This window comes from Bacillus carboniphilus (genome assembly GCF_039522365.1).
Lineage (GTDB): Bacteria > Bacillota > Bacilli > Bacillales > JC228 > Bacillus_BF > Bacillus_BF carboniphilus.
In genome coordinates this window covers 85,541-97,669 of record NZ_BAAADJ010000014.1, presented here as the reverse complement: position 1 = coordinate 97,669, position 12,129 = coordinate 85,541, and the positions used below count along the sequence as shown (strand labels likewise).

Genomic DNA, 12,129 nt, shown 5'->3' with positions numbered 1-12,129 from the left:
CAACAATTATTATTATGAACCAACAATAGACATTTTTCCACATTTTTTTCGTTTTTTACAATGTTTTTTCATTCTCTTTACATTTGATTTAGAAAAGGTGACAACTCAATACTTTATTATATTTATTTTCAATAACATTCCACACTATACAAATGGTTCATTTGATATAATGTGTTTTGATACTTAGGTAATGTAGGAGACTTATATGAAGATAAAAAATATGAAAGTGTTCCTTTATGTCATAATTGTCATCATCCCTACCATAATATTGACAACATTAGGGATAGACCAAAGAATTGACTCTATCGAAGAAGAAGAAAATGACCATCTTAGGTGGGTTGCTTCAATACATAAACAACAATTTGAGCAGTTGATGATGGAATCAACTACCAGTATTGAAATACTAGCACTCTCTCTTGAGGAGCTTTTAGATAACCACCCTCTCCATCTAGATAATATTGAGAGATTATTAGAAAAAACAAAAAACGCAGATCCGCGATATGGTGGTCTTTATGTTTTGGATAGCAAGGGGATTCTTCTTTATGGAACAGACAAAACATTTGTAGGTGCCAACCTTATTAACAAAGACTACATCCAATCCGTACTGCTGACTCAAAATACGATTGTATCCGATAACCAAGTAACACTGAGTAACGAACTTAATATTCTCCCTATTGTTGCGCCTATATTAGATAGTCACTCTAATACAGTTGGAATCGTAATGGCTCACATAAGGGTGGATTATTTAGTAAATGTGATGAATATTTTAACTCCAGACCAAACAATACTCGTAAATAATATTAACGGTGACCCTGTTTTTGGAATGAATCTTCCTGAAAATTTTAAGACTCAACAGTTAGAATGGTCCGAAACTCCGTTAGAAATGCTCCCTTGGAGTATTCTTATACTAAAAGAGGATACAAATCTTTCCCCATACTTGGGTGGATTTATAGTGATAGGCTTGATTACTTTCTTTCTATCAAATGTGTGTTACATCATTGCTCAATATATTATGTTAGTTAGAAGAGCAGCCCATGAAAAATCGCAAAATGAAGCACAAAAACTCGAGTTAGTTGGAACATTAGCCGCTTCAACTGCACATGAAATTCGAAATCCATTAACAGGGATTAAAGGACTCATCCAGTTACTTAGTGAGAAGTATAAGTCAGAAGATGATCAGCTGTATTTTAAAGTGATCGATAAAGAAGTGGAGAGAATTAACCAGATTGTAAGTGAGTTTTTAATTCTTGGGAAACCAACTGTTCTTAAAACAGAAACTCTTGATCTAAGAAACATTCTTGATGAGATTAAACCTTTAATACAATCAGAAGCAAATTTATATAACGTAGTTCTTTCCTGTTCATATCCTGATCGGCCATTATTGATTTCATCTGCAAAAGATCAGTTAAAACAAGTTATCTTAAACATTACGAAAAATGCATTTGAATCCATGGAGGATGAAGGCACATTAGCTATAGACGTACAACTAAAACAAAATAAGGTGGCCTTAACGATTACGGATACGGGAGTAGGGATGTCTCCTGAAGAGCTTACTCATATCTTTCAGCCGTTTTATACTTCCAAAACCGACGGAACTGGCCTTGGGTTAGTGGTATGTAAAAGAATTATCCAGTCCTTTGGTGGACAAATCTCCATCCATAGTCAAAAAAACAAAGGTACAAAGGTGATCATTGAATTACCTAACATTTAACTTGGTTATGTCATTTACCACTACAAATAAGAAGGTGTACATCATGTCAAGTCTCGCCATTCAAAAGAGGCAACATCAAACAAAACCAAATAGCAACCAAAATCCTGTTTATCGAATTCTATTTTTAATTTCTCTTTGTCATCTATTCAATGACTCCATTCAGGCTGTGGTGGTAGCCATGTTCCCAATATTAGAACTGGAAATGAACCTAACCTATACCCAGATTGGTTTCATTGGATTCTCACTAAATATGGTTTCATCTGTTATGCAGCCTGTCGTAGGACTAGTCTCTGACAAAAAACCTATGCCATATATCCTTCCATTAGGCTTAACACTTTCGTTTATTGGACTGATTGGCCTAGCCTTTATTCCAACTTATATAGGAATTATTGTTTCAGTTACTTTACTTGGTTTAGGGTCAGCGGTCTTTCACCCAGAAGGATCACGAGTTGCTTATATGGCTGCGGGGAACAAACGAGGTTTAGCTCAATCCATTTACCAAGTTGGAGGTAATACGGGTCAGGCACTTGCCCCGTTGATTACAGCTTTTATTCTCGTTCCTCTTGGTCAAAAAGGAGCTTCTATTTTTGCGCTTGTAGCACTAGCAGCCGTTTTATGTTTAATATTTGTATCAAGATGGTATGCAAACCATTTAAAACTCGTTCAAAAAAAGAATATTAAGAAGAAGGCTACTGATGGTCAAACGAAGATCATGAAAAGTGTTATTTGGGCATTGATCACTATCTTAATTCTAATTTTTGCAAGAACGTGGTATCTTTCAGCTATAAGTCATTATTACACATTCTACTCAATTGAAGTGTATGGCTTTACGATTGAAAAATCACAGATTTTTCTATTTACTTTTCTTGCTATGGGCGCGGTTGGAACATTTTTTGGAGGTCCATTAGCTGACCGCTTTGGTAAAAAAACGGTGATCTCAACATCATTAATCGCTACCATTCCTTTAGCCATTATATTGCCGCACACTAATCCTATTTGGGCCTTTATTTTATTGACTTTAATTGGGTTTATTATGATGACAAGCTTTTCTGTTACAGTGGTATATGCACAAGAATTAGTTCCAGGAAAAATTGGAATGATGTCCGGCCTAACAGTTGGTTTAGCTTTTGGGTTAGGAGCTATTGGCTCAGTCGCACTTGGGAACTTCGCCGACCTTGTTGGTATAGAAATGATGATGATGACCATTTCTTTTCTTCCTATTTTAGGGATGCTAGCTTTGCTTTTACCAAAGAATGTTTAATACGTAAATTTTCATTCACTTCTAGGCACTTATTGAAATACTATAAGAATAGATTGTTAAAAGGTAAGTTTCTAGTTCATTATGAACGAAATTACGCATAAAATTTTCATTATCACTACAAAGAACCATTGAAGGAGATTGCTTATGAGTGAAGTTTTAGTGGGTAGTGTACTTTCTGCTCTTTCGACTGGGGTTGGTGCACTGTTAGTACTTTTTTTACAAAACTCCCTAACCCATAAATTTAGAGACACCCTGCTTGCCTTTACTGCTGGGGTTATGATGGCAGCTTCCATGCTTGGTCTAATTCCTGAATCGTTGGCAGCCAGCGGGAGTATAATTCCGATGGCAGTTGGTGTCTTACTAGGGGTAATGACGCTTACGGTTCTCGAAAAGAACATACCACACATTGACCTGGAACACTCTAAATCTGGTATTCAGTTTGACGAAAAAGCCATGCTGATTATTGCGGCTATAACACTGCATAATATTCCGGAAGGTTTATCAGTAGGTGTAAGCTATGCATCTGATACTGAAGGAACCGGTAATTTAATTGCATTAGCTATTGGATTTCAAAATGCCCCGGAAGGCTTGCTTGTGGCTTTGTTCTTAATCACACAAAAAATTAAAAAGTGGAAAGCCTTTGTTATTGCCACTTTAACGGGAGCCATTGAAATTGTTACATCGCTACTAGGATATTATTTAACTTCGTATGTAGAATTCTTAGTTCCTTATGGCCTAGCTTTTGCTGCTGGAGCCATGCTCTTTATCGTGTATAAAGAACTCATCCCCGAAAGCCATGGAGATGGTCACGAAAGAACCTCTACCTATTCCTTTATTGTAGGTATACTTTTTATGATTTTCTTAATCGATCTATTTTAATAGGCATTTTAAAGCCCTCTAGGTTAGAGGGCTTTTCTTTTGCATTTCATATGTTTTATCAAATCTATCAGCACTGTAATGATACTTTCCCTTACAAAATGGGACACTTTTTTCAAAATCTTGTAAAAATTTGTCTTTATTGGTTGATTATTTTATTTCCTTTCATTTACAATAAAGAAAAGAATTACAAAAATTGTATGTGATAAATGGGGATGAGGTGTTTTTTAGTGAAGGTACTTGTTGCAGCTCATGAGGTTGCAAATACCCTTACACTCTGGTACGAGTCTATAAAAAACGGGGATATTACCAGAAGTGAACAACTAAAAGAAGAAGTTGAATATTTGTTGACTGACATGGAGAAAAACCAGGATGTACTCCTCTACTATTCGTTAATAGATTATCGTCATAGTTTACTTTATAGTAATTTTGAAGATACAGATGAAAAACTCCAGACACTAGATCCTCAATTTGAGGAAATGAATGAACTATTATTATACTATTATTACTACTTTAAGGGAATGCACCAATATAAACTTCGCAATTACCAAGAAGCACTTACACTATATAGTAACGCGGAGAAATCTTTAGATAATCTTCCAGATGAAATAGAGAGAGCAGAATTCTACTATAAAGTTGCCAGTGTCTATTACCACATGAGACAATTCTTACTCACCAATGATTATATTTTCAAAGCTATTTCTATCTATCAAAAATATCCTTTGTACAAAAGTAGAATCGCAGATTGTCATAATGTTTTAGGTCTCAGTTATTTAGGGCTTGAAAAATATAACCTTGCTGAGGAACATTTTAAAAACAGCTATGAGGTTGCTAAAGAGATTGGAGATAAAGATCTCCAGGTGTATTTAATGTATAATCTAGGCTTCCTCTATTCTGAGAAGAATGATTCTAATACAGCCATCAAATATCTAACTGAAGTAGCCTATAAAAAATTCAGGTTACACAAAGTGTGCTTCCTTCTTGCCAAAGAATTTTTTAAGATAGGCGATAAAAAGCTTGCCTACTTAAACATTGTTAAAGGAAAGCAAGTTTGCCAAGACATCCGAAACGAGGAATACTTCCATCACCTTAAAGTATTAGAATTACTCGATGCACCTGCTAATTCTTTAGTAACCCGGACGAAAGATGAAATGAATAAAGTCTTAGATTTCTTCTCTTCCAATGGGTTCAGCGGTTATACTTACGACTACTCACTAGAATACGCACAACTTCTTTACAAGAACCAATACTTTGAAGAAGCTAGTCATTTTTTTAATAAAGCATTTCTAGCAAAACAGTCCAAATCCTAAGGAGGAATTTTGCATGATGAAAAGAAAAACTAGTTTTCTATCCATTTTATTAGCACTAGGAGTGTTACTGTCTGTGGTTATTCCTTACTCCACACATGTTGAATTGACAGAACATGGAGAAATCAGAGATGGACAAGTTCATTCTGTGAAAAAACCAGAAAATCAGCTTCTATCCTCTTTAAAGCATTCTCAACCTTAGATCATAACAAAAATAGAGCCCTCTTCCTTATTAAGGAGGAGGGCTTTTTCAATGGGAAATTGATTAGATTGTAGCAAACATCTTTTGAAAGACCATGATCATGTGGTTATAGACAATACGAACTTCCGTAGCGGGTGTTGGAGTATGGTTGGAATTATATACATTTATTAACTCGTCCAATTCCTGACTATATCGGACGGTCTGTTCATTGGTAAAACCGTACTTGTTTGCTGATTGAATCATTTGTTCTCTTTTTTCTTTAATTAAAGAAACCATCAATTCTTCTGAGGTCGATTGGTTTTCCTGTAAAGCATTCAACCAACTTAACCTCCTTTCACTTTCTTCCTCTATGAATTTTCATTCATTTTTCATGTAATATTGGGTACTTATGAATTATTACAAATTATTCTAAATATGTAAATAGATTCGCAAAACTAGACATAGATTATAAGGATTCGTCATTTTTCAACAAAAAATGCTGTCAACTTAAGGGAGATTCGACATCTGTTTACAACTATCAAGTAATGATTCTGAAATAAAAAAAGCCTACTAAATAGTAGACTCTAGTTTTAACAATGTTTCTTTTAATTCGATCCGATTTCCTGCATACCCTACTAGCTTTTGATTTTTTCCAATCACCCGATGACAAGGGATGATAATGGGTACAGGATTTGCTCGGTTTGCTTGGCCAACAGCTCTTACCGCTTTTGGATTACCAATCAACTCAGCAATTTCACCATAACTTTTAGTTTTTCCGTATTCGATTGTTTGTAACTGATTCCAGACAGTCTTTTGAAACGCAGTCCCTTTCAACTTAAGAGGAACCTGAAAATGACTCCTCTCGCCTTGAAAGTATTCATGTAATTGACGAACGGTTTCCTTAAGGACGGGAGTTTCTTTTTCTACAGCATCTATCCACTCCCTTTTCAGTTCCTCTTCATCAAATAAAATCGTATATAATTCTTCATCACTTCCGATAATCCACAGGTCTCCAATTGGACTAGAAATTTTCTGATAGCTAATTTTCTCCATATAGGTCTCCTTCCGAAATGGGTAGTATTAAATGAAATACCGTCCCCTTTCCAACCTCACTTTCAACCTCAACTGCACCGGCATGCTCTTCCATTATTTTATAGCTTACCATTAATCCCAGGCCTGTACCTCTTTCTTTCGTTGTATAAAAAGGCTCACCCAGTTTCTTTATTTTTTCTTTTGGAATTCCACATCCCTCGTCACGGATAGACACACGAATTTTATTCTTCAGGTACCGTTGAATCCCAATGGAAATAACTCCACCTTTCGGCATCACTTCTATTGCATTCTTAATTATGTTAATAAACACCTGTTTCAGCTGATTAGGCTCACAATAGATTTTCGGAATCTCTTCTTCAAAATAAGATTCAAATTGAACATTGTGCATCATCGCTTGAGCATGAAGGAGTTCTAATGTTTCTCTCATAATCTGGTTAATATCTTTCTTCAAATACTGTACTGCTTGTGGCTTAGCCAAAATAAGAAATTCGGTAATTATTGATTCAATCCGCTGAAGCTCTGAGGTAATAACCTTAAAATACATCGAGTGGTCTTCTTTCACACTACTCTCCAATAGTTGAATAAACCCTTTCAATGCTGTCATTGGGTTTCTAATTTCATGAGCAATTCCAGCTGCAAGTTCACCTACAACATTAAGTGTATCTGATTTCCTAAGCTGATCTTCCATCTCTAAACGCTCTGTTATATCTCTAAATATCGTTAAATTCAACCCTTTTACGATATTAAGCTTTGTCGAAAAATCGATATGTTTTCTCTTTCCATTCCTCAGTGTAACTGGTAGATTCCCATGGTCCTGCCCTTTTTTATTTAAAACCTGAAGGTGCCTTCTGATTTCTCTATGTTGACTAATTTGATCACTGAATAGTTCATGAAAAGACTTCCAAACGCAATCTTTTTTATCAAGTTCTAAGATTCTTGTCCCATTTTGGTTGATATCTACAACCGTATAATGGTCTGTCCATAATATAAATCCATCTAAAGAACCCTCAAAGATTTTACGGAATTTTTGTTCATTGTCTCTCAGCTCTTGCTCCATCTGCCGTCGTTCACTTACATTCCGAAAGATCATCATATTATAACCTTCAATTGAATGCATCTTGGCTGTAAATTCAAGTAGTTTCATTTGGCCGTTCGGCATTAAAAATAGTGTTTCATCACGAACCCCACCCTTTTGATTAAGGGTTTTGATAATGTTGTGATAATGCTCATCCTTTTTAAAAATAAAATCATCAATTTTTCTCTTGAGCAACTCTTCATACGAACACTCAAATATACGTGTGGCGGCTTCATTTGCTTTAACGATACGGAAGGACTGGTCCCATAGTACAATCGCGTCTAGTGCTCTCTCGAACAGATCCGTAAATAGTTGTTCATTATTCTTAAGTTTTACTTCCATTTCTTTTTGGTCTGTCACATCTCGCATTATAGACATGTATAAACCATTGTTAATATTAGAACTTGTCGTAAACTCAAATATGCATCTTTTATTACCAAAATGAATGGGTATTTCTCCTCTGGCATTGCCCTTTTCAAACAAAAGCTTCCATTGTTTATGCAACTTAAAATGATATTCTTTTGGTACTATTTCCTCCAGCTTCTTACCTACAATCTTTTCCTTATTGGAGTTCAAGCTTTTACAAAAAGAGGGGTTCACATCGACAATAACCCCTGACTTATTAAATACCATGATCCCATCCACAGCTCTTTTAAAGACATCGCTAAACATATGGCTAGATATGGCACGTTCTCTTTCCATTTCTTTATTAAAGGAAATATCACGAATAATCATTAAATCATGGTATGGCTTTACAACATCAATAGCAGTGTATTGAATATGCTTTACGGCTCCATTTGCAAGAGTCAGTAAGAGTTCATCTACATGCCTACCATTTGTTTTAAGCTGAAATCTTTGGTGGTTAAATATTTCCCGGGGCACCAGAGATAAAAATTCAAGAAAACTCTTTTTTTTGAGCGTGTTTTCTTCTTCTTCAAACAAATGAATGGCAGCCTGATTGACTTCCACAATTTTTAGATCATCGTTAAGAAGAATGGCAGCATCCAGTGAGTGTTCATAAAACGTGCTTGTGAAAGAAACCTTCTCTTCAAGATCTCTTATTTTCTCTTTTAATAGTTGAATTTCTTTCTCGTTCTCTAGTGATAATTTTTCGTTCAAGGAATCACATCCCCTTACTCAATAAACGTACCCTTTTTCTAGTTATTTCGACAAGACTTGGAAAATTCCTTTTACTATATGAGTTTGATTCAGGTTATAGGATAAAATTGGATGCTTTGTACCTATAAAAAAAGGGAATTGGATATGTACAACTGTGGTTACCTGAAGGAGGAACGTTTTTATGAAAGCTCGTGATTCCTATTTTGATAACGCTAAGTTCTTACTCATTTTCTTAGTCGTTTTCGGGCATTTAATACAAAGTTTTATTCAGGACTATGAGTCTGTATTAACCGTATATAAAGTCATCTATACTTTTCATATGCCAGCCTTTATCCTCATTGCTGGTTATTTTTCAAAAGGATTTAAAAAAGAAGGATATTTGCTCAACTTATGTAAGAAATTATTGATTCCTTATGTGATTTTTCAAATTTTATATTCGATATACTATTTTTTTATTTATTCTAAGAGTTCTTTTTTTGTCGACCCTTTAAATCCTCACTGGTCATTATGGTTCTTAATAAGCCTATTGTGTTGGAATGGATTTTTGTTTCTTTATCACCGATGGAAACCATACCTTTCTATTTCCATCGCCATTACCGTTGCCCTCTTAGTGGGGTATGTTGATTGGGTATCCAATTATTTGAGTTTATCGAGAACTTTTGTTTTCTTTCCATTCTTTGTAGTTGGCTATTTCTTAGAAAGAAAACATTTTACTCATTTATGGAAATGGAGAACTAGAATCATTTCACTTGTGATTATTACCATCGTAACAGTGTTTTTTGCCATTTACCCAGAGTTAAGCGAAAAATGGTTATTAGGATCAAAACCATATGAAGAATTAGGTGCATTAGGGATTAGTGGAGCATTAAATAGATTCATGCTTTTCGGTCTTAGTTTCATTATGATTATTAGCTTCCTATCTTTCGTTCCGACAACCAAGTTGTTCTTCACACACTTAGGGCGTAACACATTATATGTCTACTTGTTGCATGGTTTCTTTATTAGAACTTTCCGAGTTAGTGAAGTTAAGGACGTATTCCAATCTCCAGGGAGTCTATTGTGGTTAATTGGAATCTCCTTATGTTTAACACTCGTTCTATCGTCTAAGTTTATAACTGCCTTCTTTCAACCTATTATCGAACTAAGGTTAAACCGGCTTAGACAATTCTTTAAAGCTGAGAGGAATAAAAAAAACGATACCATCTCAACCAATGTAACAAGCTCAAAAAACTGACTTCTGAACTGACAGTTTTTCGGATAACACCTTTACTCTATTGTTGTGCTTTTTAAAAGAACTAGTTACAATGTAGAAAGTCTAATACCTGAAATGCACAAAGGAGTCCTATGTCTTGAAAACGGTTGTCAGTTCACTAAACGCAAAATATATCCACACAAACCTAGCGATCCGCTATTTAAAAGCATTCGCTGCTCCAGAATTCGATGTGGAAATTGCTGAATATACAATTAAAGATCCTGAAATGAATATTGTTTCTGATTTATATAGTAGAAAACCGGATGTGATAGGCTTTAGTTGTTATATCTGGAATATTGAAGAGACGATTCGTGTTGTCAAAATGCTAAAAAAAATTAACCCTGAACTATTTATCATATTAGGTGGTCCAGAGGTTACGTATGACGTTCCTGAATGGTTGGAGCGATTACCAGAAGTTGACGCAATTGCGTTAGGGGAAGGAGAAGAAACCTTCAAGCAATTATTGTTTGCCTTGGATGAGGGTCAATCTTTAGAAAGCGTTCATGGTATCGCATATACAGATAACAACGGAAAACTGAAAGTAAATCCACAAAGGAATAAATTAGATTTAAGGGAACTTCCTTCTCCTTTTCGATTCGAGGAGGATCTCCCACAATTGGCAAAAAGGGTAACTTATGTCGAAACGAGTAGAGGTTGTCCATTTAGCTGCCAGTTTTGTTTATCTTCAATCGAAGTGGGTGTAAGATACTTCGATCGAGAAAAAATCAAGAATGACATTCGCTTCCTAATGGAACATGGAGCCAAAACTATTAAATTTGTGGACCGTACGTTTAATATAAGCCGAAGCTATGCGATGGAGATGTTCCAATTCTTAATCGATGAACATCTTCCAGGGACCGTGTTCCAGTTTGAGATAACTGGTGACATCATGCGTCCGGAGGTCATTGAGTTTTTGAATAATGAAGCACCTCCTGGACTATTTCGGTTTGAAATTGGAGTACAGTCAACGAATGACCATACAAATGAATTAGTGAAAAGAAGGCAGAACTTCGAAAAGCTAACTAGAACTGTAACGATGGTGAAACAGGGAGGTAAGATTGACCAGCACTTAGACCTAATTGCTGGATTACCTGAGGAAAATTATGATTCATTCAGAAATACATTTAATGACGTTTTCACTTTACGTCCAGAGGAGCTTCAACTAGGCTTTCTGAAGCTTTTAAGAGGAACTGGACTAAGATTAGATGCAAAAAAATATGGCTATGTATACATGGACCATGCTCCGTATGAGATGCTAAGTAATAATGTTCTCAACTTTGAGGAAATCATAAAAATTAAGCAGGTTGAGGATGTGTTAGAAAAATATTGGAACGACCATAGAATGGACCTTTCCATAGAATACATTGTAAAGGACCTCTTTGAAACGCCATTTGATTTCTTCCAACAGTTTGGATCCTTCTGGGAAACACAGGGATGGTCTAGAATTGGACACCAGCTTGAGGATTTATTTATGAGATTACATCAATTTATCAGTCAGCAAGAATTTAATGATTTACACATTATTGATGGAATTATGAAATGGGACTATCTCACAACACAACGATATAAACCTAGAAAGACCTGGTGGAACGATGGCATAGATAAGGAAGAGAAGCAACGGCTGATTCAAACCATTGCTCAAAAACCAGAATTAGTTTCTCCTGAATTCCAGGCACTTTCTCTCTCAGAGAAAGAACTATTTAAACATGCAGCTGTTGAGAAATTCCCATTCAGTATAGCCGCATATTTAGAATCAGGTAAAATTCTAAACGATGTTGAGTATGGGATTGTTTTATATAATGGAAAAGTGAGTGAGCAAAAAGTTTATTTTATTTCTAAGGATCGCTTTGAACAAGCTTTCAGTGTCCATACAAATTAGGTGTTTCTATATTAAAACGGTACAGGAAAATAATCCCGTACCGTTTTTGTAATTTTAGAGACATATAATTCTTGAATCTATAGTCCACCGCAGCCCTTATCAGAATCATCCGGCTGCTTAGACTTTGACTTTGACATATGTTTAATCTCATAAACCTTAGCAGAATTAAAATCGCCTAATTCATTACCGAACTCTACTCTTGAGTTGTCCTGTTTTTGTTTCTCTTTTTTTCTACTCATTTAGGCTCTACCTTTTCTTCCTTGTTTAGAATTACGATTTGCACCCTTTATGGGTTCCTCCCCTTGAGCAAAGTCAGCGGCGAATTCTGTTTCCTCTTTATTCTTATAAGGGGTTTTATTATTTTTTATAGCAGCATCAAATTTTGCTTTTCTCTTTGCCATTCAATCTCCTCCTT

12 protein-coding genes are annotated in these 12,129 nt (G+C 35.4%); 7 read left to right on the top strand and 5 right to left on the bottom strand.

Annotated features, from left to right (window positions below; all coding sequences use genetic code 11):
- The first annotated feature begins 205 nt into the window (after positions 1-205).
- From ABDZ91_RS07060 to ABDZ91_RS07040, 5 genes are all read left to right on the top strand, one after another.
- Complete coding sequence (locus tag ABDZ91_RS07060; protein WP_343797591.1) at positions 206-1,711, top strand: ATP-binding protein; 1,506 nt, start codon at positions 206-208, stop codon at positions 1,709-1,711.
- Between the two features lie 43 nt (positions 1,712-1,754).
- Positions 1,755-2,972, top strand: a complete 1,218-nt coding sequence (locus ABDZ91_RS07055) for an MFS transporter (RefSeq protein WP_343797589.1) — start codon at positions 1,755-1,757, stop codon at positions 2,970-2,972.
- A gap of 144 nt (positions 2,973-3,116) precedes the next feature.
- Positions 3,117-3,851 carry a ZIP family metal transporter gene (locus ABDZ91_RS07050; protein ID WP_343797587.1) on the top strand — a complete coding sequence of 245 codons (735 nt, stop codon included), beginning with the start codon at positions 3,117-3,119 and terminating at the stop codon, positions 3,849-3,851.
- A 227-nt stretch (positions 3,852-4,078) separates the two neighbouring features.
- Positions 4,079-5,158 carry a response regulator aspartate phosphatase gene (locus tag ABDZ91_RS07045; protein ID WP_343797585.1) on the top strand — a complete coding sequence of 360 codons (1,080 nt, stop codon included), beginning with the start codon at positions 4,079-4,081 and terminating at the stop codon, positions 5,156-5,158.
- Positions 5,159-5,171: 13 nt separating this feature from the next.
- Positions 5,172-5,357, top strand: coding sequence for a hypothetical protein (locus tag ABDZ91_RS07040; RefSeq protein ID WP_343797583.1), 186 nt, complete (start codon positions 5,172-5,174; stop codon positions 5,355-5,357).
- A 63-nt stretch (positions 5,358-5,420) separates the two neighbouring features.
- Here the strand turns inward: ABDZ91_RS07040 and ABDZ91_RS07035 are convergent, their stop codons facing one another.
- The 3 genes from ABDZ91_RS07035 to ABDZ91_RS07025 all read right to left on the bottom strand — a co-directional run bounded on the left by ABDZ91_RS07035 (position 5,421) and on the right by ABDZ91_RS07025 (position 8,583).
- A complete protein-coding gene (locus ABDZ91_RS07035; RefSeq protein ID WP_343797581.1) occupies positions 5,421-5,675 on the bottom strand; it encodes an aspartyl-phosphate phosphatase Spo0E family protein in 255 nt (84 codons plus the stop codon).
- A 231-nt stretch (positions 5,676-5,906) separates the two neighbouring features.
- Positions 5,907-6,389: a methylated-DNA--[protein]-cysteine S-methyltransferase gene (locus tag ABDZ91_RS07030; RefSeq protein WP_343797579.1), complete on the bottom strand. Its 483-nt coding sequence runs from the start codon at positions 6,387-6,389 to the stop codon at positions 5,907-5,909.
- The gene (locus ABDZ91_RS07025; RefSeq protein ID WP_343797578.1) at positions 6,376-8,583 is read right to left on the bottom strand and encodes a PAS domain S-box protein; all 2,208 of its coding nucleotides are present in this window, start codon (positions 8,581-8,583) and stop codon (positions 6,376-6,378) included. Before ABDZ91_RS07025 ends, ABDZ91_RS07030 begins: the two co-directional genes overlap by 14 nt.
- Before the next feature lie 181 nt (positions 8,584-8,764).
- Between ABDZ91_RS07025 and ABDZ91_RS07020 the strand changes: the two genes are divergently transcribed.
- Both ABDZ91_RS07020 and ABDZ91_RS07015 read left to right on the top strand, forming a co-directional pair.
- Positions 8,765-9,817 carry an acyltransferase family protein gene (locus tag ABDZ91_RS07020; protein WP_343797577.1) on the top strand — a complete coding sequence of 351 codons (1,053 nt, stop codon included), beginning with the start codon at positions 8,765-8,767 and terminating at the stop codon, positions 9,815-9,817.
- A 115-nt stretch (positions 9,818-9,932) separates the two neighbouring features.
- Positions 9,933-11,714, top strand: a complete 1,782-nt coding sequence (locus tag ABDZ91_RS07015) for a B12-binding domain-containing radical SAM protein (RefSeq protein WP_343797575.1) — start codon at positions 9,933-9,935, stop codon at positions 11,712-11,714.
- A 77-nt stretch (positions 11,715-11,791) separates the two neighbouring features.
- On the opposite strand, the gene ABDZ91_RS07010 is transcribed toward ABDZ91_RS07015, so the two are convergent.
- Both ABDZ91_RS07010 and ABDZ91_RS07005 read right to left on the bottom strand, forming a co-directional pair.
- On the bottom strand, positions 11,792-11,953 hold the full coding sequence (locus tag ABDZ91_RS07010; protein ID WP_343797574.1) for a hypothetical protein: 162 nt from the start codon (positions 11,951-11,953) through the stop codon (positions 11,792-11,794).
- On the bottom strand, positions 11,954-12,115 hold the full coding sequence (locus ABDZ91_RS07005) for a hypothetical protein (protein WP_343797572.1): 162 nt from the start codon (positions 12,113-12,115) through the stop codon (positions 11,954-11,956).
- Positions 12,116-12,129 lie beyond the last annotated feature (14 nt).